The organism is Mycobacterium sp. NGS27 (assembly GCF_059813005.1).
In genome coordinates this window covers 94851-115638 of record NZ_JCALDT010000003.1, presented here as the reverse complement: position 1 = coordinate 115638, position 20788 = coordinate 94851, and the positions used below count along the sequence as shown (strand labels likewise).

The window sequence follows — 20788 nt, the reverse complement described above, 5'->3', positions numbered from 1 at the left end:
TTTCCTCTGTGTACCCTTCGACCTACAGCCCGTTCGAAGAGGAACACACTAAATGAGCGCACCAACGGCGAACCGTCCTGCGTCCGGTGTCTTTTCACCCACGCGCGCCCGTATCCAGCAACGCACCCTACGCACCGACCGGTGGTGGATGTCGCCGCTGCGAATCGATCTCGGCTTCGCCGCCTTCCTTATCTATGCGACAGCGCGGGCGTTTCAACAGAATTACTTCTTCGTCCCCAAATACCACTACCTGACGCCGTTCTACTCGCCGTGCGTGAGCAAGGGTTGCGGTGAGGCCGGCGACATCTGGCCGCAGTTCCTTCCCGACGTGTGGTGGCTGCCGTACGCGGCGCTGTCGCTGCCGTTCCTCCTGCTGTTCCGGTTGACCTGCTACTACTACCGCGGCGCCTACTACCGCACGGTGTGGCAGTCGCCCACCGCCTGCGCGGTGGCCGAGCCGCGCGCCCACTACACCGGCGAGACGCGGTTCCCGCTGATCATCCAGAACACGCACCGGTACTTCTTCTACATCGCCGGCATCATCTCGGTGATCAACACCTACGACGCCATCGTCGCGTTTCACTCCGACAGCGGACCCGGCGGATTCGGTTTCGGTCTGGGCAATCTGATCCTGCTCGGCAACGTCATCATGCTCTGGATCTACACGCTGTCGTGCCACTCCTGCCGGCACGTCACCGGCGGCCGGCTCAAGCATTTCTCCAAGCACCCTGTGCGGTACTGGATCTGGACGCAGGTCAGCGTCATCAACACCCGGCACAAGATGTACGCCTGGATCACGCTGGGCACGCTGATGCTCACCGACTTCTACATCGCGCTGGTGGCCAGCGGCACCATCCCAGACCTGAGATTTGTTGGCTGACAAGCCATTTCGACATCAATCAGAATTTAGCTAGCGAGGGTTTCAATGGTTGAAATCGAGCGGCACACGTATGACGTGGTCGTGATCGGTGCGGGCGGCGCCGGGCTGCGTGCGGTCATCGAAGCGCGCGAACGGGGTTTGCGGGTTGCGGTGGTGTGCAAGTCGCTGTTCGGCAAGGCCCACACGGTGATGGCCGAGGGTGGCTGCGCGGCGTCCATGGGCAACACCAACCCGAAGGACAACTGGAAGACCCACTTCGGCGACACGATGCGCGGCGGGAAATTCCTCAACAACTGGCGCATGGCCGAACTGCACGCCAAGGAAGCCCCGGACCGCGTCTGGGAGCTGGAAACCTATGGCGCGCTGTTCGATCGCCTCAAGGACGGCAAGATCAGCCAGCGCAACTTCGGTGGGCACACCTACCCCCGGCTGGCCCACGTCGGTGACCGCACCGGCCTGGAGCTGATCCGCACCATGCAGCAGAAGATCGTGTCGCTGCAGCAGGAGGATTTCGCCGAGCTCGGCGACTACGAAGCCCGGATCCGGGTGTTCGCCGAAACCACGATCACCGAGTTGATCAAGGACGGCGACGCGATCGCCGGGGCGTTCGGCTACATCCGCGAAAGCGGAAACTTCATCTTGTTCGAGGCGCCCGCGGTGGTGCTGGCCACCGGCGGCATCGGCAAGTCGTTCAAGGTCACTTCGAACTCGTGGGAGTACACCGGCGACGGCCACGCACTGGCCCTGCGCGCGGGCGCGTCGCTGATCAACATGGAGTTCGTCCAGTTCCACCCGACGGGCATGGTGTGGCCGCCGAGTGTGAAGGGGATCTTGGTCACCGAGGGCGTTCGCGGCGACGGCGGGGTGCTGAAGAACTCGGACGACAAGCGGTTCATGTTCGATTACATCCCGTCGGTGTTCAAGGGCCAGTACGCGGAGTCCGAACAAGAAGCCGACCAGTGGCTCAAGGACAACGACTCGGCCCGCCGCACCCCGGACCTGTTGCCCCGCGACGAGGTCGCGCGCGCGATCAACTCCGAGGTCAAGGCCGGACGGGGCAGCCCACACGGCGGCGTCTTCCTCGACATCGCGTCGCGACTGACCCCGGCGGAGATCAACCGCCGCCTGCCGTCGATGTACCACCAGTTCAAGGAGCTGGCCGGGGTCGACATCACCAAGGAGCCCATGGAAGTCGGGCCGACCTGCCACTACGTGATGGGCGGCGTCGAGGTGGACGCCGACACCGGCGCCGCCACGGTCCCCGGGCTCTTCGCCGCCGGCGAATGCTCCGGCGGCATGCACGGCTCGAACCGGCTGGGCGGCAACTCGCTGTCGGACCTGCTGGTGTTCGGCCGGCGCGCCGGTCTGGGCGCGGCCGACTACGTGCGGGCGTTGAGCAGCCGTCCGGCCATCGCCGACGACGCCGTCGAGGCGGCGGCGAAGCGGGCGCTGTCACCCTTTGACGCGCCGGCCAACGGCGCCGCCGGGGAGAACCCCTACACCCTGCAGCTGGAACTGCAACAGTCGATGAACGACCTGGTCGGCATCATCCGCAAGTCCGACGAGATCACGGAGGCCCTGGCGCGGCTGGACAAGCTGCGGGCGCGGTTCAAGAACCTGCACGTGGAGGGGCAGCGGCGATACAACCCGGCCTGGAACCTCGCCATCGACCTGCGCAACATGCTGCTGGTCAGCGAATGCGTCGCCAAGGCCGCGCTGCAGCGCACCGAGAGCCGCGGCGGGCACACCCGCGACGACCACCCGTCGATGGACTCGTCGTGGCGCAAGGTGCTGCTGGTGTGCGAGGCGGCCGAGGGCGACGAGGTGATTCCGGACATCACCATCACGAAGAAGGATCAGACGCCGATGCGGCCCGATCTGCTGGAGCTGTTCGACATCGCCGAGCTGGAGAAGTACTACACCGACGAAGAACTCGCCGGGCACCCGGGACGGAGTGGCAAATGACCTACAACGCGACGATGCGGGTGTGGCGCGGCGACGACGCCGACGGCGGTTTGCAGGACTTCACGGTCGAGGTCAACGAGGGCGAGGTCGTCCTCGACATCATCCATCGCCTGCAGCAGACGCAGACGCCCGATCTGGCGGTCCGGTGGAACTGCAAGGCGGGCAAGTGTGGCTCCTGCTCGGCGGAGATCAACGGCAAGCCGCGGCTGCTCTGCATGACCCGGATGTCCACCTTCGCCGAGGACGAGGTGGTCACCGTCACGCCGCTGCGGACGTTCCCGGTGATCCGCGACCTGGTCACCGACGTCTCGTTCAACTACGAAAAGGCCCGCGAGATACCGTCTTTCGCGCCGCCCAAGGACCTGCAGCCCGGCGAATACCGGATGGCGCAGGAAGACGTCGGACGCTCCCAGGAGTTCCGCAAGTGCATCGAGTGCTTCCTGTGTCAGAACGTGTGCCACGTGGTGCGCGACCACGAGGAGAACAAGAAGGCGTTCGCCGGCCCACGCTTTTTGATGCGAATCGCCGAGCTGGAAATGCACCCGCTGGACACCCGCGACCGGCGCAACGACGCTCAGGACGAGCACGGCCTGGGCTACTGCAACATCACCAAGTGCTGCACCGAGGTCTGCCCGGAAAACATCAAGATCACCGACAACGCGCTGATCCCGATGAAAGAGCGGGTCGCCGACCGCAAGTACGACCCGGTGGTGTGGCTCGGTAACAAGCTGTTCCGTCGCTAGTCTTCCGCGAGGATTACGCGCCGAGACGGCGAAAGACGCTTCGATGGAACACGATGGGCGCCACCTCGGCGTCCACCGTCACCTCGCTGACCCGCAGCACCACGATGGTGTGATCGCCGGCCGGAATGAGTTGCTCGATCGCGCTTTCCAGCCAGAGGCCGGTGCCCTTGATGAACACCGCGCCGGTGGAACGCGAGACGGTTTCCAACCCCGCGAACCTGTCGCCGGTCTTGGCGGCCAGCGCCCGCGCGGCCGCGTCATGTTCCTCGCCCAGCACACTGATCCCCAGCATCGGCAGATCCTTGAGTTTGGGCCACGTCGTCGAGGTGTTCTGCACGCAGAACGACACCAACGGCGGATCCAGCGATACGGGCACAAAAGTGCTGGCGGCCAAACCTTCCCGCGTTCCGTTCACTTCGGCGGCGATCGCGACGACACCGGACGGGAAGTGACCGAAGGCCTCCCGCAGTGACGACGCTGTCAACTTGTCATTCGAGTTCACCGGACTTATTCGCCCCTAGAGCCGGAGACGGGATTTGTCGGATTTGACCCTACCCGGCTTCACTCGCCCGGGCGCGGCCACCCTCGCCCGTTTTCTAAGCGTTCTGCCGAATATCCGTGCGCCGCGGCGACATCCGGATGCGCCCGCAGCCTGCTCTTCCAGGCGTTGCGGCCGTAGACCGCGAAGATCGGATCCGAGGGATCGTCGATTCGCTGCGCGCGTGCCTCGAGTTCGTCGGGCAGCGACAGCACCGGTATCCGCGCGTCCAGGCGGGGGTTGAAGAAGAAGGGCACCGAGATGCGGTCGCCCGCCGGCCCCTGCAGGTTGACCCGGTGCTCGGTGGCCCGTAAGTACCCGCGCGTCGCCACCTCCAGCAGTTCACCGATGTTGACGATGAATGCGCCCTCGCGCGGCGGCACGTCGATCCAGCCGCCGTTCGAATGGCCGATTCCCGGCGGCCGCACCTGCAGGCCGGTGCTGCCCGGTTCCGCCAGCAGCAGTGTCAACACCCCCGAGTCGCGGTGCGCGCCCACGCCCTGCGGGCCGGCCGCGCGGCCCGGGTAGCGGATGATCTTGATCAGCGTGGCCGGCGCGTCGGCGAAGGCGGCGTCGAACACATCGGGCGGGCCGCCCAGCGCGGCCGCCCACTGCCGCAGCAGGGTGCGGGCCACCGCGGACAACGCGGCGTCCCACTCCGCCACGATCCCGGGCAGGTCCGGCAGCGCGGCGGGCCATTGATTGGGGCCCTGCAGCCACCGATAGTCGGATCCGTCCAGCCCACCGATCGCAGGTCGTTCCGGCCCGACGTCGATCTGCTCGCGCCAATCCACTTCCCCGCGGGTCAACTCGCGCCGAGCCGGGTGTAACCACGGAAGTGGGGACTGCGCACCATGGCGACGGCGTCCTTGTCCGGTTGCGGCAGCGCGAAGAGCCGGCGGGCCGCGTCCAGGACCCGCGTCACCAACTCCGGCGGCACGCCGTGACCGGTGAGATAGAAGAATCCGATCTCGTGGCCGGCGACGCGCAGGGCGTCCCGCAGGCGGCCGGGGTCGGCCCGCAGATCCACTGCGGGCAGCTCCGAGGGCAGCGCAGTGACGCCGCGCACATCGGTCATGTGCCCGTCATCACCGCAGGTAAATCGATTTTCAGGGCGTGACCTGCAGCTTCCCAACCGGTTGGTTAATTAGGCAATGAAATCTAGCTCACATTGGCTTGCATACCGCTGACGCTAGCGATATTTTAGCGGTGTTACTGGTGGGTAACTTAGACCTAGTACCCAACCACAAGTGGCATTCTCAACGAGGAGGACCGTAGTGAGCCACTACAAGAGCAACGTCCGCGACCAGGCGTTCAACCTGTTCGAAGTTCTGGGCGTTGACAAGGCATTGGGCCAAGGCGAATACAGCGATCTGGACGCCGACACCGCCCGCGAAATGTTGAACGAGATCAGCCGGCTGGCCGAAGGGCCGGTCGCGGAGTCGTTCGTCGAGGGCGACCGCAATCCGCCGGTCTTCGACCCCGAGACGCACTCGGTGACGCTGCCCGAGTCTTTCAAGAAGTCGGTTCGCGCCGTCATCGAGGCGGGTTGGGACAAGGTCGGCCTTGACGAGTCGCTGGGCGGCGTGCCCGCTCCCAAGGCGCTGCTGTGGGCCCTGCACGAACATCTCCTGGGCGCCAACCCGGCCGTGTGGATGTACGCCGGAGGGGCGGGCTTCGCCCAGATCCTTCACCACCTCGGCACCGACGAGCAGAAGAAGTGGGCCGAGCTGGCCGCCGAGCGCGGCTGGGGTTCGACCATGGTGCTCACCGAGCCGGACGCCGGCTCCGACGTGGGCGCCGGGCGGACCAAGGCGGTTCAGCAGGAGGACGGTTCCTGGCACATCGACGGGGTGAAGCGATTCATCACCTCCGCCGACTCCGGCGACCTGTTCGAGAACATCTTCCACCTGGTGCTGGCGCGCCCCGAGGGTGCCGGACCGGGCACCAAGGGCCTGTCGCTGTTCTTCGTGCCCAAGTTCCTGTTCGACTTCGAGACCGGTGAGCTGGGCGAGCGCAACGGCGTCTACGTCACCAACGTCGAGCACAAGATGGGCCTGAAGGTATCGGCGACGTGCGAGCTGAGCTTCGGCCAGCACGACGTCCCCGCCAAGGGCTGGCTGGTCGGCGAGGTGCACAACGGCATCGCGCAGATGTTCGAGGTGATCGAGCAGGCCCGCATGATGGTCGGCACCAAGGCCATCGCGACGCTGTCGACGGGTTACCTGAACGCGCTCGAGTACGCGAAGTCTCGCGTGCAGGGCGCCGACATGACCCAGATGACCGACAAGACCGCACCGCGAGTGACCATCACGCACCACCCCGACGTGCGCCGGTCGCTGATGACCCAGAAGGCGTACGCCGAGGGTCTGCGCGCGCTGTACCTGTTCACCGCGACCTACCAGGACTCGGCCGTCGCCGAGGCACTGCACGGTGTGGACGCCGAGCTGGCGGTCAAGGTCAACGACCTGATGCTGCCCGTCGTCAAGGGTGTGGGCTCGGAGCAGGCGTACGCCAAGCTCACCGAGAGCCTGCAGACCTTCGGTGGCTCCGGCTTCCTGCAGGACTACCCGATCGAGCAGTACATCCGGGACGCCAAGATCGACTCGCTGTACGAGGGCACCACGGCCATCCAGGCGCAAGACTTCTTCTTCCGCAAGATCGTCCGCGACAAGGGCCAGGCCCTGGCGCACGTGTCCGAGCAGATCCAGAAGTTCGTCGACAGCGAGTCCGGCAACGGCCGCTTGAAGACCGAGCGGGAGCTGCTGGCCAAGGCGCTGGAGGACGTGCAGGCGATGGCGGCGACGCTGACCGGCTACCTGATGGCGGCGCAGGAGGACGTGACCAGCCTGTACAAGGTGGGTCTGGGTTCGGTGCGCTTCCTGATGAGCGTCGGTGACCTGGTCATCGGCTGGTTGTTGCAGCGCCAGGCGGCGGTTGCCGTGGCGGCGCTCGACGCCGGCGCCAGCGGCGAGGAGAAGTCCTTCTACGAGGGCAAGATCGCGGTGGCATCGTTCTTCGCGAAGAACTTCCTGCCGTTGCTGACCAGCACTCGCGAGGTCATCGACACGCTGGACAACGACATCATGGAGCTCGACGAGGCCGCCTTCTAGGCCAACCTCGAACGCCACGCGCAAATCCCCCGCTTCGACCGCGAAGCGGGGGATTTGTCTTTTGCCGAACCGCGCAATCCCCCGGCAGCGAAAAGGCCGCCGCTGGATCCCCTCACTCCAGCGGCGGCCCTTTTCGCACGCCAGTCCGTGAAACGGGCCGGCACTCGCATTCGGGGGATGCCCCGTATTGCCGTCGGGGTCGGGGGGTCAGACCACAACACGGGGCCATCCGGTGGGTCGAATACCCGCGCCCCGATGGGACTAACCAGGAGTGACCCAACTCATTACGGGCGTCGAGCCCGCGCGGGCGAGGGCCGATGGGCCGTCAGGCCTCCAAGATCGCGGCGACGCCCTGGCCGCCGGCCGCGCAGATCGAGACCAGGGCGCGCACGGTGCCGCCGCCCTTCTGCTCGGCCTTACGCTGCGCCAGCTGCTTGGACGCTTGAGCCAGGATTCGTCCACCGGTGGCCGCGAACGGGTGGCCGGCGGCCAGCGAGGACCCGTTGACGTTGAGCTTGGACCGATCGATCGACCCCAGCGCGGCGTCCAGCCCCAGGCGCTCCTTGCAGTACTCCTCGGATTCCCACGCCTGCAGGTGGCACAGCACCACCGACGCGAACGCCTCGTGGATCTCGTAGAAGTCGAAGTCCTGCAGGCTCAGGCCGTTGCGGGCGAGCAGCCGCGGCACCGCGTAGGTCGGGGCCATCAGCAGGCCGTCGCGCCCGTTGACATAGTCGACCGCCGCGGTCTCCGAATCCACCAGGTAGGCCAGCGGGGTCAACGAATGCGCGGCCGCCCACTCGTCGGTGGCCAGCAGCGCCACCGACGCGCCGTCGGTCAGCGGGGTCGAGTTACCGGCCGTCATCGTCGCGTCACCGGCCTTCACGCCGAACACCGGACGCAACTTCGCCAGCTTCTCCGCCGACGAGTCCGCGCGCAGGTTGTCGTCGCGGTACAGCCCCAAGAACGGCGTGACCAGGTCGTCGAAAAAGCCGCGGTCGTAGGCGGCGGCCATGTTGCGATGGCTGGCGGCGGCCAGCTCGTCCTGGGCGACGCGGCTGATGCCCATCTTCTTCGCCGTCAGCGCCTGGTGCTCCCCCATGGACAGCCCGGTGCGGGGTTCGCTGTTGACCGGGATCTCGACGCCCAGCGTCGCGGGCAGCGTGCCCGCCAGCTTCAGCCGTTGCACGTTGGAGTTCGCGCGGCGCAGCTTGAGCAGCGTGCGGCGCAGGTTGTCGCCCAGGCCGATGGGCGCGTCGGAGGTGGTGTCCACACCGCCGGCTGCGGCCACGTCGTAGCGTCCCGCCGCGATGCCCTCGGCCGCGTTGACGGCCGCCTGCAGCCCGGTACCGCAGGCCTGCTGCAGGTCGAACGCGGGGGTGTGGGACGACAGCTGCGAGCCGAGCACACATTCACGCGTCAGGTTGAAGTCCCGGCTGTGCTTGAGGACGGCACCGCCGACCACCAGGCCCAGCCGCTCGCCGGCCAGCCCGAAGCGATCCACCAGCCCTTCCAGGGCGGCGGTGAACATGTCCTGGTTGGAGGCCTCCGCGTAGGCACCATCGGATCGGGCGAACGGGATGCGGTTGCCGCCGAGGACGGCCACGGGCCGCCGCTCGGAACTGCGTTGCTTGCTTGCCTCAGAACTTGCAGCGGCCACTGTTTTCTCCGTGTTTCTGGCGGTCTATCGGTTTGGGAGTCGCCCGTCTGGGGCCATACTACCCACTGTTCTTACTCTGCAGTAAGTTCGTCCTCGATACGGTTGTGCTGTAGGCATACCCCGACTTCGAAAGAATATGGAAGGTAGCTCCGGTGGCTCCCAAGGCTTCATCCGATCTGTTCTCTCAGATCGTCAACTCCGGTCCTGGATCGTTTCTCGCCAAGCAGCTCGGCGTCCCCCAACCCGAGACGCTGCGCCGCTACTCCGCCGGTGAACCGCCCCTGGCCGGGGCCTTGCTGATCGGCGGGGAGGGCAGGGTCGTCGAACCGCTGCGCGCGGCGCTGGACGCCGATTACGACCTGGTGGGCAACAACCTGGGCGGTCGCTGGGCCGACAAATTCGGCGGCCTGGTGTTCGATGCCACGGGCATCACCACGCCCGAGGGGCTCAGGGGGCTCTACGAGTTCTTCACCCCCCTGCTGCGCAATCTCGGCCATTCGGCGCGCGTCGCCGTGGTCGGCACCACGCCCGACGCCGCCGCGAGCCCGCACGAGCAGATCGCGCAGCGCGCGCTGGAGGGCTTCACGCGCTCGCTGGGCAAGGAGGTGCGTAACGGCACCACGGTGGCGCTGGTCTATCTCTCACCGGACGCCAAACCCGCTGCGACGGGCCTGGAGTCGACGATGCGGTTCATCCTGTCGGCCAAGTCCGCCTACGTCGACGGCCAGGTCTTCTACGTCGGTGAGGCGGATTCCACTCCCCCGGCGGACTGGGAGCGACCGCTGGACGGGAAGGTAGCCATCGTCACGGGCGCGGCGCGGGGAATCGGCGCGACGATCGCCGAGGTGTTCGCCCGCGACGGCGCACGCGTGGTCGCGATCGACGTGGAATCGGCCGCCGAGGCGCTGGCCGAGACCGCCAGCCGCGTCGGGGGCACCGCGCTGTGGCTCGACGTCACCGCCGAAGACGCCGTCGACAAGATCACCGAACACCTACGCGAACACCACGGCGGCCGCGCCGACGTGCTGGTCAACAACGCCGGCATCACCCGCGACAAGCTGCTGGCCAACATGGACGACGCTCGGTGGGACGCCGTCCTGGCGGTCAATCTGCTTGCCCCGCTGCGACTTACCGAAGGGCTCGTGTCCAACGGCACGCTCGGCGAGGGTGGTCGGGTGATCGGCCTGTCGTCGATGGCAGGCATCGCCGGCAACCGCGGCCAGACCAACTACGCGACCACGAAGGCCGGGATGATCGGCCTCACCCAGTCGCTGGCCCCGCAGCTCTACGACAAGGGCATCACGATCAATGCCGTCGCGCCGGGATTCATCGAAACCCAGATGACGGCCGCCATCCCGCTGGCCACCCGCGAGGTCGGGCGCCGGCTGAACTCGCTGCTGCAGGGCGGCCAGCCGGTGGACGTCGCGGAAACCATCGCCTACTTCGCCAGTCCGGCTTCAAACGCGGTGACGGGCAACGTCATTCGCGTCTGCGGCCAGGCGATGCTGGGCGCATAGGAGAATGTCATGAACCAGCCAAGCGGCCTGAAAAACATGTTGCGCGCGGCCGCCGGGGCCCTGCCGGTGGTGTCGCGCGGCAGCGAGTTGCCCACCCGGACGGTGACCATCGAGGAACTGCCGATCGACCGCGCCAATGTGGCCGAGTACGCGGGGGTGACCGGCCTGCGCTACGGCAACCACGTCCCGCTGACCTACCCGTTCGCGCTGACCTTTCCGGCGCTGATGTCGCTGGTGACCGGGTTCGACTTCCCTTTCGCCGCAATGGGATCGGTGCACACCGAGAACCAGATCACGCAGTACCGCCCGATCGCGGTCACCGATACCGTCGGGGTGCGCGTGCACGCCGAGAACCTGCGCGAGCACCGCAAGGGTCTGTTGGTCGATCTGGTGACCGACGTCAGCGTCGGCAACGACACCGCCTGGCATCAGGTGACGACCTTCTTACACCAGCAGCGGACCAGCCTGTCCGACGAACCCAAGCCGCCCCCGCAGAAGCAGCCCAAGCTACCGCCACCGTCGACTGTGCTGCGCATCAGCCCGGGGCTGATCCGGCGCTACGCCGACGTCGGGGGCGACCACAACCCGATCCACACCAACTCGGTCGCGGCCAAACTGTTCGGATTCCCTACGGTGATCGCGCACGGAATGTTCAGCGCCGCAGCTGTATTGGCGAATGTCGAGGCGCAGATCCCCGATGCCGTGCGTTATTCGGTGCGGTTCGGCAAGCCGGTGGTGCTGCCCGCAACCGCGGGGCTCTACATCGATGAACACGATGGCGGCTGGGACATTTCGCTGCGCAACATCGCCAAGGGCTACCCGCACCTGACCGGCACTGTCCGGGCGCTTTAGCGTCCCGCTAGCCCGCGTGCGTCGGGCTGCGGCCCTGTACAAGTACTTTCAAACCGTGGGCGCTGGTCGCGGTCAGCAGGAAAAGCAAAAACAGCCACAGGGGCGGCCGGGCGAGTTCCCAGACGAAGATCGCCGCCCAGATCGGTGAGCCCTGCGTCACCGCCAGCACGCCCGCGGCGCCGGCCAGCGACACCGCCGGCACGTGCAGGTGCGTCCCCGTCGCCCAGTTGATCATCAGCACCAGCGCGGACCCGGCGGCCGCGCCGGTCGCCAGTGAGGGCGTGAGCAGTCCGCCCGCCCCGCCGGCCCGCAGAAACAACGCTGTCAGAAGGGGTTTCAGCGCCAGAATCGCCAGCGCCGACAGCAAGGTCATGCCGCTGGCCAGGCTGACCGTCAGGATGCTGCGGCCGTTGCCGGGCAGCTCGGGCCACCAATGCGAACAGATCCCCATCACCAGGCCCGCCGCGGCAAGCGCGGGGATCAGCATCGGCGTGCGCATCGGACGGGCGGGCCGCGCTGCGGCCATCAACCGGTTGAAGGCCAGCCCCACCGCCAGAGCCACCGGCGCCAGCAGCAATCCGTGCGCGGTCAGCAGATACGTCGACTCCTCGATCGGCCACTGCAGGTTGGGCTGGTCGCGGGTGATCGCCGAGCCGACGGCGACCGCCAGGCCGGAGGAGAGAAACGCCGCGCCCACCGCGCGCGGCTGCCAGGTGCTGAGCAGGATCCGGATCGAGAACAGCGCCCCGGCCAGCGGGACCGCGTACACCGCGCCCAGCCCGGCCCCGGCCGCGCAGGCCAGCAAGACCTCACGATCATGCGGTGAAAGCCGCTTGAGCCATCCGGTGCCGAAATCGCTTAGCGCAGCCGCGAATTGACGCGGCGCCCCTTCTCGCCCCAGTGATGCGCCCGACCCGACGAGCAGCACCTGCAGCAAGGCATCGACGCTCCACGACAACCTGGGCACGGGCTCCCGCGCGGCGATGGTCTGCGCCAGTGGGGGCACCTCCGCCCGGCGCCGCAACAGCCACCACCCCAGGCCCGCCAGGGCGCCGCCGATCATCGGGCCTACGACCCGGCGGATCGGGCTGCTGGCGGCCACCCCCGCCAGTAACGCGCCGAAACTGTAGTGGTAGGTGGCGTGCTGGACAGCGCGCAGCACGAACGTCGTCGCCAATCCGGCGACTCCGGCGAGCAACCCGACGATGGTTACCGCACAAAAGAAGTCGAGGTTGCCGCGGTCCGAGCCGGGGGCGCTCATCCGGGCCACCTGCACGAAGGTAGGCCTAGTCGCCCGCGGCGTCCGAGCCGCCCGCCGCGGCCGCTTCGCGTTCCGCCGGCGAGCCCTTGAGGCCGTACCAGAACAGGTCGACCATCAGCTGGGCCGCCTCCTCGACGTCGACGTCGCCGGCGGACAGCCGGTTGGCGACCGCCTCGCCCGCGCCCACCAGGGCCACGGCCATCATCTCGTGCTCCCGCTCGGAGCGCGGGTTGCGGCTACCCGCCCGCATCAGCCCGGCCACCAGTTCGATGATCTGCTCGCGTCCCTCTCGGACCATGTGGGCGAACGCCTGCGAGCTGGTGGCCTGGGTGTACATCACGATCCAGGAAGCCCGATTGGCGTCGATGTAACGCATGAACGACGCGATGGTGTTACGCAGCATGTCGTTGGGGCTCTGCCGGAAATCGATGTCGGCGCGCACGACGTCGATGAACCGACCCATCTCCCGGTTCAGGCAGGCGCCGAACAGGTCTTCCTTGGAGCCGTAGTACAGGTACAGCATCGGCTTGGAGATCTGCGCCTCGGCGGCGATGGCGTCCATCGAGGTCTCGTGATAGCCGTTGACCGAGAACATCTGCACGGCGGCGTCGAGCATCTGCTGCTCACGGACGGCACGCGGTAACCGCTTGGTACCACCCGCCATCGCATGCCTCTCCGTCTATCTGACTCAAGAGTAAGCAACGCGGCGCCGCGGCACACCCACTAGTGACCGCAGGTGGCGCTGCGGCCCTTCATCGTCGCCACCCGCACCAGCGACTCGTCGACCTGCTGGGCCGGCAATTCCCCCGACGCGACAGCCTTTTGCAACCGGTCCAAGACCGCAGGCACCTCGTCGGTGGTGACCCACAGGGCGACGTCGACGCCGGCCCGCAGGCTGCGCAGCACCGCCTCCGATACCCCGTACCGATCGGAGATGGCGGCCATGCTGGACAGGTCGTCGCTGAACACCGGCCCGGTGAACGGCGGGCCCTTGTAGCCGACGCCGTTGCGCAGCAGCTGCACCGCCTCGGGGCTCAGGCTGGCCGGGGCGTCGCCGGTGAGTCCGGGAACCTGCAAGTGGCCCACCATCACCGCGACCGGCGCAGCGGCCACCAGCGTCCGGTAGGGCACCAGATCGCTGTTCTGCAAACTGTCCAGCGGCGGCGTGACCACACCCCCGGTGTGTGAATCACCCGAGCCATGCCCGTGGCCGGGGAAGTGCTTGAGCACCGGGAGCAGCCCGGCCTCCCGCAACCCCTGCGCATAAGCCCCGGCGTAGTCGGTGACCGTGGCCGGATCCGCGCCGAACGAGCGGTTGCCGATCACGGCGTCGTCAGGCTCGTCGCTGACGTCGACGACGGGCGCGAAGTCGACGGTGATGCCCAGGTCGTGCATCTTCTTGCCGCGGTCGGCGGCCAGGTCATGCACCTGCTGGACGGTTTGCGTCTGTGCCAGCTCCCGGGGCGGCGGCGACGTCCCGATCAGCGATTTCAGCCGCGAGACCCGGCCGCCCTCTTCGTCGACGCTGACGGCCAGCGGCAGGGGGCCCGCCTTGGCCGTGATGTCGGCCAGCGGGCCCTTGAAGATCGACAGGTCGGTCCAGCTGCCGATGAAGATTCCGCCCACGTGATAGCCGTTGACGACGGCCCGGGCGTCGTCGGCGTTCTTCACACCGACCATCAAGAGCTGGGCCAGCTTGTCGCGGATGTTCAGGGTGGCCGGCACCGCCGACGGGTCGGCGCACACCGGCGGCGCCGGGGCGGCCACCGGCTTGCTTGACGTGGAAGTCGACGGGCGGGGCGGGTGTGCGGCGTGGTGGCCGCAGCCGGCCACCAGCGCCAACGCGACTGCGAGCACGGCGAAGGTGCGCGAAAATGCCATCGGGCCATGCTTTCACGACGGGCGTTTCGTACCCGGCTCCAGGGGGCATCAGCGGTACGTTGCTGATCAGGGGTCTGGGGCTTGTCGGGGCGCCTTTTGACTGGCAGGGAGGGAGCCGGCGATGATCCGTTTCACGTTGGCCGCCGCGGTCAGCGTCGCGGTCGGTTTGTCCGCCGGGGTGGCGACGACGGTCGGAATCACGCTCGCCGTCGCCGACCACAGCTTGGTGCAGGTGCCACCCGTTCAGCGCCCCGCGCTCCCGGCCGGTCCCTATCAGGTGGAATACGGCGACCGCTGTGTGCACGGACACTGTCTGCACTGGTGACCGGCGGCCCGGTGGCAGCGCGGGCTTCTGCTAGGTTGGCGCTAGGTTGAAAGTCACGACCGCAAGCCGACACTCAGGAGCCGTCGAATGAACCGGATCGTTGCGCCCGCCGCAGCGAGCGTTGTGGTTGGCCTGTTGCTCGGCGCGGCCGCGATTTTCGGGATCACGCTGATGGTCCAGCAAGACACGAAGCCGCCACTTCCCGGGGGCGATCCGCAGTCGTCAGTGCTCAACCGGGTCGAGTACGGCAACCGTAGCTAGCCGGTCGGAGACGGGGACCGGAGCGCCGGTCTCATGCTCGACGGCCGAGCCGGTGTCGCGGCGATGGTTGTGGTTGGTCGGTGCGTTCGCGCTGGCCCTGACGTTCATCCAATCGCCCGGGCGGATCTCCCCCGACACCAAGCTTGACCTCACCGCCAACCCGCTGCGCTTTCTGGCCCGGGCAACCAATCTATGGAACAGCGAGCTGCCGTTCGGGCAGGCGCAGAACCAGGCCTACGGCTACCTGTTTCCGCACGGCACCTTCTTTCTCCTCGGCCATGCGCTGGGCGTGCCCGGCTGGATCACCCAGCGGCTGTGGTGGGCGCTGCTGCTCACGGTTGGCTTCTGGGGGCTGCTACGGGTCGCCGAGGCGTTGCGGATCGGCAGCCCGGCGTCACGGGTGATCGCCGCGGTCGCATTTGCGCTGTCGCCTCGAGTGCTGACCACCCTCGGCTCGATCTCGTCGGAAACGCTGCCAATGATGTTGGCGCCGTGGGTCTTGCTGCCCACGATCCTGGCGCTGCGAGGCTCCGGCCACCGGTCAGTGCGCGCGCTGGCCGGGCAGGCGGGGCTGGCAGTCGCGCTGATGGGTGCGGTGAACGCCATCGCGACCCTGGCCGGCTGCCTGCCGGCGGTGATCTGGTGGGCGTGCCACCGGCCGAGCCGGTTGTGGTGGCGGTACACCGGGTGGTGGCTGGTGGCGCTGCTGTTGGCCACGCTGTGGTGGGTGATGGCGCTGGTGATGCTGCGCGCGATCAGCCCCCCGTTCCTGGACTTCATCGAGTCCTCCGGCGTGACGACGCAATGGTCGTCACTGGTCGAGATGTTGCGCGGTACCGACAGCTGGACCCCGTACGTTGCGCCGACCGCCACCGCGGGCGCTCCGCTGGTGACCGGGTCGGCCGCCGTGCTCGGAACCTGCCTGGTCGCCGCGGCCGGACTGGCGGGGCTGGCCAGCCCGGCCATGCCGGCGCGCGGGCGGCTGGTGACGATGTTGTTGACCGGGGTGGTGTTGATGGCCGCCGGATACAGCGGCGGCCTGGGCTCGCCGGTGGCGCACGCGGTGCAGGCCTTCCTGGACGCCGGTGGCGCCCCGCTGCGCAACGTGCACAAGCTCGGTTCGGTGATCAGGATCCCGGTGGTGCTGGGCCTCGCGCAGTTGCTGGGCCGGATACCGCTGCCGGGCGGCGCACCAATGTTGGTGTGGCTGCGGTCCTTTGCGCATCCCGAGCGTGACAAGCGCGTCGCGGCCGCGATCGTCGTCGTGACGGCGCTGATGGTCAGCACGTCACTGGCGTGGACCGGCCGGCTGGCCCCGCCCGGAACCTTCACCGCCATCCCGCAGTACTGGCACGAGGCCGCCGACTGGCTCACCGAACACAACACCGGGACGCCGATACCCGGGCGGGTACTCGTGGTTCCGGGCGCGCCGTTCGCCACCCAGGTGTGGGGCACCAGTCACGACGAGCCGCTGCAGGTGCTGGGCGCCAGCCCGTGGGGGGTGCGCGATTCCATCCCGCTGACCCCGCCGCAGACCATCCGGGCGCTGGATTCGGTGCAGCGCTTGTTCGCCGCCGGCCGGCCCTCGGCGGGGCTAGCCGATACCCTTGCCCGCCAAGGCATTTCCTACCTGGCTTTGCGCAACGACCTGGACCCCGACACGTCGCGCTCGGCGCGCCCGATCCTGGTGCACCGCGCGGTCGACGGGTCACCGGGGCTGCGCAAGGTCGCACAGTTCGGCGCGCCGGTGGGGCCGGGCACCCTGGCGGGTTTCGTCGCGGACAGCGGACTGCGGCCGCGATACCCGGCGGTCGAGATTTATCGGGTCGGCGGCGACACCGACCCCGCCACACCGTATTTCGTCGATACCGACCGGCTGGCCCGGGTCGACGGCGGACCCGAGGCGCTGCTGCGCCTCGACGAGCGCCGGCGACTGCTGGGTCAGCCGCCGCTGGGCCCCACGCTGCTTTCCGCGGACGCGCGGGGCACCGGGCTGCCGATGAATGCGGGGGTGATGATCACCGACACCCCGGTGGCGCGGGAGACGGATTATGGCCGGGTCGACCAACATTCATCGGCGATCCGCGCCCCCGGCGATGCGCGGCACACCTACAACCGGGTGCCCGACTACCCCGTCCCCGGCGCCGAGCCGGTCGCCGGCGCCTGGTCCGGCGGGCGGATCACGGTATCGAGTTCGTCGTCGGATTCCACCGCGATGCCCGACGTCGCGCCGGCCACCTCCCCCGCCGCCGCGATCGACGGGGATTCGGCGACGGCCTGGGTGTCGAACTCGCTGCAGGCCGCCGTCGGTCAATGGATGCGCATCGACTTCGACCACCCGGTGACCAACGCGGCGATCACGCTGACGCCCAGCGCCACCGCCGTCGGCGCCCAGGTGCGCCGAATCCTGGTCGAGACCGCCACCGGCAGCACCACTTTGCGCTTCGACGAGCCGGGCAAGCCGCTGGTCGCGGCACTGCCCTATGGCGAGACCCCCTGGGTGCGAATCACCGCCGCCGGAACCGACGACGGGTCCGCCGGGGTGCAGTTCGGCATCACCGACCTGTCGATTACCCAATACGACGCGTCCGGATTCGCCCACCAGGTCGAGCTGCGGCACACCGTGCGGGTGCCCGGGCCGCCGCCGGGATCGGCGGTCGCCGGGTGGGATCTGGGATCGGAACTGCTGGGCAGGCCGGGTTGCGCACCAGCTCCCGACGGTGTGCGCTGTGCGCCGTCGATGGCCCTGGCACCGGAGGAACCGGTCAATTTCAGCCGGACGCTGACCGTGCCGACGGCGACGTCGGTGACCCCGACGGTGTGGGTGCGGCCGCGCCAAGGCCCCAAGCTGGCCGACCTGATCACTGAACCGAATGTCACCGTGGCTCATGGTGATTCGGATACCGTCGACGTTCTCGGCTCCGCGTACGCGGCCGCCGACGGCGACCCCGCCACGGCGTGGACGGCGCCGCAGCGTGTGGTGCAGCACAAGACCCCGCCGACCCTGACGCTCACGCTGCCGCGCCCCACCCAGGTCACCGGGTTGCGACTGGTCCCGAGCAGGTCGACCTTGCCCGCCCACCCGACGATGGTGGCCATCAACCTGGGCGACGGCCCGCAGGCCGCCGCGGTGCGACCCGACGGGACGCAGATTGTGCCGCTGAAACCCCGGGTGACCGACACCGTGACGATCAGCCTGCTGAATTGGCAAGACGTCATCGACCGCAACGCTTTGGGTTTCGACCAGCTCAAGCCGCCGGGGTTGGCCGAGGTCGCGGCGCTGGGCGCCGACGGCAACCCGATCGCACCGGGCGACGCGGCACGCAACCGCGGCCGGGAGATCGGCGTCGGATGCGACCGCGGACCCGTCATCGCGGTCGCGGGCCGGTTCGTGCACACCGCGATTCACACCACCGTGGGGGCCATCCTGGATGACGCGCCGCTGGCCGCGGTGCCCTGCGAGCGCGACCCGATCGCGCTGCCCGCGGGTCAACAGGAGCTCTTGGTCAGCCCCGGCGCCCAGTTCGTCGTCGACGGGGCCGAGCTGACCGCCTCCGCCGCCCCCGAAACCGCACAGCCGGTGCGTGTTTCGTCATGGCGGGCCTGGGGCCCGGCCCGCCGCGAGGTGCAGGCGCCCGCCTCGGCCACATCCCGGGTGCTGGTCATCCCGGAAAGCATCAACCCGGGTTGGGTGGCACACACCAGCGCCGGGACCCGCTTGACGCCGATCGCCGTCAACGGGTGGCAACAGGGCTGGGTGGTGCCCGCGGGCGACCCGGGCACCATCACGCTGACGTTCGCCTCCAACTCGCTCTACCGCGCGGGCCTGGCGGTGGGGCTGGCCCTGCTTCCGCTGCTCGCGATGCTCGCGCTCTGGCGCACCCGGCGAAAGGACGACCCGACCGAGCCCGCACGGCCGTGGCGGCCCGGCGCATCAGCGAGCGTCGCGGCGCTGGCTGCGGCCGGCCTGATCGCCGGGTGGGGCGGTGTGGTGGTGATGGGCATCGCCCTGGGCCTGCGCTACGCGCTGCGCCGGCGGCGTTGGGAACGCTTCAGCGTGGTGTGCAGTGCCAGCGGGCTGATCCTGGCCGGGGCGGCGCTGTCGCGGCAGCCCTGGCGCTCGGCCGACGGCTACGCCGGCCATTCCGCCGGTGTCCAGCTGCTGGCACTGATTTCGGTTGCGGTGCTTGCCGCTTCGGTGGTTGCGGTACCCGAACGTGCGCAGGCGCCGCGCGACGAATAGTCGGCCGGGCTCTTGGCTACCCGTTTACCGGCTGATTGACTGGATACGCGGGTTGGCGTAACCGCCACCAACCGAGGAGTCACGCGCCATGGACTGGTTTTCGGCACCCGAATATTGGGTGGGCAGACTGGTGCTCGAGCGCGGCGCCGCGGTGATTTACCTGCTCGGTTTCGTCGCGGCCGCGGTCCAGTTTCGCGCGCTCATCGGCGAGCGCGGCATCCTGCCCATTCCGCAGTTCTTGGCCAGGCAAACCTTCTGGCGCACGCCGAGCCTTTTCCACCTGCGCTATTCCGATCGGCTGTTTTCGGCCGTCTCGTGGTTCGGCGCGGCACTGTCGGCGGCGATCGCCGTCGGGGCCGCCGACGCGGTGCCGCTGTGGGCGGCGATGGCGATGTGGCTGACGCTGTGGGTGCTTTACCTGTCGATCGTCAACGTCGGACAGACCTGGTACTCGTTCGGCTGGGAATCGCTACTGCTCGAGACCGGGTTCCTGATGATCTTTTTGGGCAACCACGCCGTGGCGCCGCCGGTGCTGACGCTCTGGATGGTTCGGCTGCTGTTGTTCCGCGTCGAGTTCGGTGCGGGGCTGATCAAGATGCGCGGCGACCCGTGCTGGCGTGACCTGACGTGTTTGTACTACCACCATGAGACGCAGCCGATGCCTGGGCCGCTGAGCTGGTTCTTCCACCATCTGCCCAAACCGCTGCATCGGATCGAGGTGGCGGGCAACCATTTCGCGCAGCTGATCGTGCCGTTCGGATTGTTCGCCCCGCAGCCGGTGGCCGGCGTGGCCGCCGCGATCATCGTCGTCACCCAGCTGTGGCTGGTCGCCTCGGGCAATTTCGCCTGGCTCAATTGGGTGACAATCGTGCTGGCGTTCAGCGCAATCGACGACGCGTCGGTGGCGATGCTGCTGCCCGAGGGACTCGTTCCGGCACACGGGGGTCTGGCGGCGCATTTGTCACAGCCGCTGTGGTTCGTCGGCCTGGTAATCGCGGTGACGGCCGCGGTGTTGTTCATGAGCTACTGGCCGTTGGCCAACATGTTGTCGTCGCGGCAGCGAATGAATATGTCGTTCAACTCGTTTCATCTGGTCAACACCTACGGGGCGTTCGGCAGTATCGGGCGGATCCGTCGTGAGGTGGTGATCGAAGGCACCGACGAGGCGCTGATCACCGCCCAAACCGTCTGGAAGGAATACGAATTCAAGGGCAAGCCGGGGGCGGTGCGCCGGTTGCCGCGACAGTGGGCCCCGTATCATCTGCGCCTGGACTGGCTGATGTGGTTCGCCGCGATCTCGCCCGGCTACGCGCAGCCATGGCTGAGGCCCTTCATGCAGCGGTTGCTGCAAAACGATCGGGCGACGCTACGCTTGTTGCGCCACAACCCTTTTCCCGAATCTCCGCCCCGCTTGGTGCGGGCCCAGCTCTACCAGTATCGCTTCACCACACCGGCGGAGCTGCGCCGTGACCGGGCCTGGTGGCATCGCGCCCTGGTCGGCGGTTACGTGCCACCGATGGCCCTGTCGACGGCGACCAGCGCCGGGTGA

General features: G+C 68.2%; 15 protein-coding genes and 1 pseudogene. 10 read left to right on the top strand and 6 right to left on the bottom strand.

Annotated features, from left to right (window positions below):
* The first annotated feature begins 52 nt into the window (after window positions 1-52).
* The 3 genes from sdhC to AC5Y30_RS09045 are packed head-to-tail and all read left to right on the top strand — an operon-like array spanning window position 53 to window position 3588.
* Window positions 53-880, top strand: coding sequence for a succinate dehydrogenase subunit SdhC (gene sdhC, locus AC5Y30_RS09055; RefSeq protein WP_499917780.1), 828 nt, complete (start codon window positions 53-55; stop codon window positions 878-880).
* Window positions 881-925: 45 nt separating this feature from the next.
* Window positions 926-2845 (top strand): fumarate reductase/succinate dehydrogenase flavoprotein subunit, encoded by a 1920-nt coding sequence (locus tag AC5Y30_RS09050; protein WP_499917779.1) that lies wholly within the window; start codon window positions 926-928, stop codon window positions 2843-2845.
* Window positions 2842-3588: a succinate dehydrogenase/fumarate reductase iron-sulfur subunit gene (locus AC5Y30_RS09045; RefSeq protein ID WP_067123930.1), complete on the top strand. Its 747-nt coding sequence runs from the start codon at window positions 2842-2844 to the stop codon at window positions 3586-3588. Before AC5Y30_RS09050 ends, AC5Y30_RS09045 begins: the two co-directional genes overlap by 4 nt.
* A gap of 13 nt (window positions 3589-3601) precedes the next feature.
* Here AC5Y30_RS09045 and AC5Y30_RS09040 read toward each other — a convergent pair whose 3' ends face one another.
* A complete protein-coding gene (locus AC5Y30_RS09040; RefSeq protein WP_499917778.1) occupies window positions 3602-4090 on the bottom strand; it encodes a flavin reductase family protein in 489 nt (162 codons plus the stop codon).
* Window positions 4091-4149: 59 nt separating this feature from the next.
* Window positions 4150-5204, bottom strand: a pseudogene (locus AC5Y30_RS09035) (isopenicillin N synthase family dioxygenase).
* Window positions 5205-5403: 199 nt separating this feature from the next.
* Here AC5Y30_RS09035 and AC5Y30_RS09030 point away from each other — a divergent pair.
* A complete protein-coding gene (locus tag AC5Y30_RS09030; protein WP_499917777.1) occupies window positions 5404-7239 on the top strand; it encodes an acyl-CoA dehydrogenase in 1836 nt (611 codons plus the stop codon).
* Between the two features lie 325 nt (window positions 7240-7564).
* Here the strand turns inward: AC5Y30_RS09030 and AC5Y30_RS09025 are convergent, their stop codons facing one another.
* Entirely contained in the window at window positions 7565-8899 is a 1335-nt protein-coding gene (locus AC5Y30_RS09025) for an acetyl-CoA C-acetyltransferase (RefSeq protein WP_499917776.1), read from the bottom strand.
* Window positions 8900-9051: 152 nt separating this feature from the next.
* Between AC5Y30_RS09025 and AC5Y30_RS09020 the strand changes: the two genes are divergently transcribed.
* Together AC5Y30_RS09020 and AC5Y30_RS09015 are read left to right on the top strand one after the other, a co-directional pair.
* Entirely contained in the window at window positions 9052-10416 is a 1365-nt protein-coding gene (locus AC5Y30_RS09020) for a 3-oxoacyl-ACP reductase (RefSeq protein WP_499917775.1), read from the top strand.
* Between the two features lie 9 nt (window positions 10417-10425).
* Window positions 10426-11268: a MaoC/PaaZ C-terminal domain-containing protein gene (locus AC5Y30_RS09015; RefSeq protein ID WP_499917774.1), complete on the top strand. Its 843-nt coding sequence runs from the start codon at window positions 10426-10428 to the stop codon at window positions 11266-11268.
* Window positions 11269-11275: 7 nt separating this feature from the next.
* Here AC5Y30_RS09015 and AC5Y30_RS09010 read toward each other — a convergent pair whose 3' ends face one another.
* The 3 genes from AC5Y30_RS09010 to AC5Y30_RS09000 are packed head-to-tail and all read right to left on the bottom strand — an operon-like array spanning window position 11276 to window position 14410.
* Window positions 11276-12529, bottom strand: a complete 1254-nt coding sequence (locus AC5Y30_RS09010) for a chloride channel protein (RefSeq protein WP_499917773.1) — start codon at window positions 12527-12529, stop codon at window positions 11276-11278.
* 25 nt (window positions 12530-12554) lie between these two features.
* Window positions 12555-13193 (bottom strand): TetR/AcrR family transcriptional regulator, encoded by a 639-nt coding sequence (locus AC5Y30_RS09005; protein WP_499917772.1) that lies wholly within the window; start codon window positions 13191-13193, stop codon window positions 12555-12557.
* A 59-nt stretch (window positions 13194-13252) separates the two neighbouring features.
* Window positions 13253-14410 carry a glycoside hydrolase family 3 N-terminal domain-containing protein gene (locus AC5Y30_RS09000; RefSeq protein ID WP_499917771.1) on the bottom strand — a complete coding sequence of 386 codons (1158 nt, stop codon included), beginning with the start codon at window positions 14408-14410 and terminating at the stop codon, window positions 13253-13255.
* Between the two features lie 121 nt (window positions 14411-14531).
* On the opposite strand from AC5Y30_RS09000, the gene AC5Y30_RS08995 reads away from it, so the two are divergent.
* The 4 genes from AC5Y30_RS08995 (at window position 14532) to AC5Y30_RS08980 (ending at window position 20788) form a co-directional block, all read left to right on the top strand.
* Window positions 14532-14735: a DUF2613 family protein gene (locus AC5Y30_RS08995; protein WP_499917770.1), complete on the top strand. Its 204-nt coding sequence runs from the start codon at window positions 14532-14534 to the stop codon at window positions 14733-14735.
* 87 nt (window positions 14736-14822) lie between these two features.
* On the top strand, window positions 14823-14996 hold the full coding sequence (locus AC5Y30_RS08990; RefSeq protein ID WP_007769006.1) for a DUF2613 domain-containing protein: 174 nt from the start codon (window positions 14823-14825) through the stop codon (window positions 14994-14996).
* Window positions 14997-15048: 52 nt separating this feature from the next.
* Complete coding sequence (locus AC5Y30_RS08985) at window positions 15049-19239, top strand: alpha-(1->3)-arabinofuranosyltransferase domain-containing protein (RefSeq protein ID WP_499917769.1); 4191 nt, start codon at window positions 15049-15051, stop codon at window positions 19237-19239.
* Window positions 19240-19327: 88 nt separating this feature from the next.
* Window positions 19328-20788: a lipase maturation factor family protein gene (locus AC5Y30_RS08980; RefSeq protein WP_499917768.1), complete on the top strand. Its 1461-nt coding sequence runs from the start codon at window positions 19328-19330 to the stop codon at window positions 20786-20788.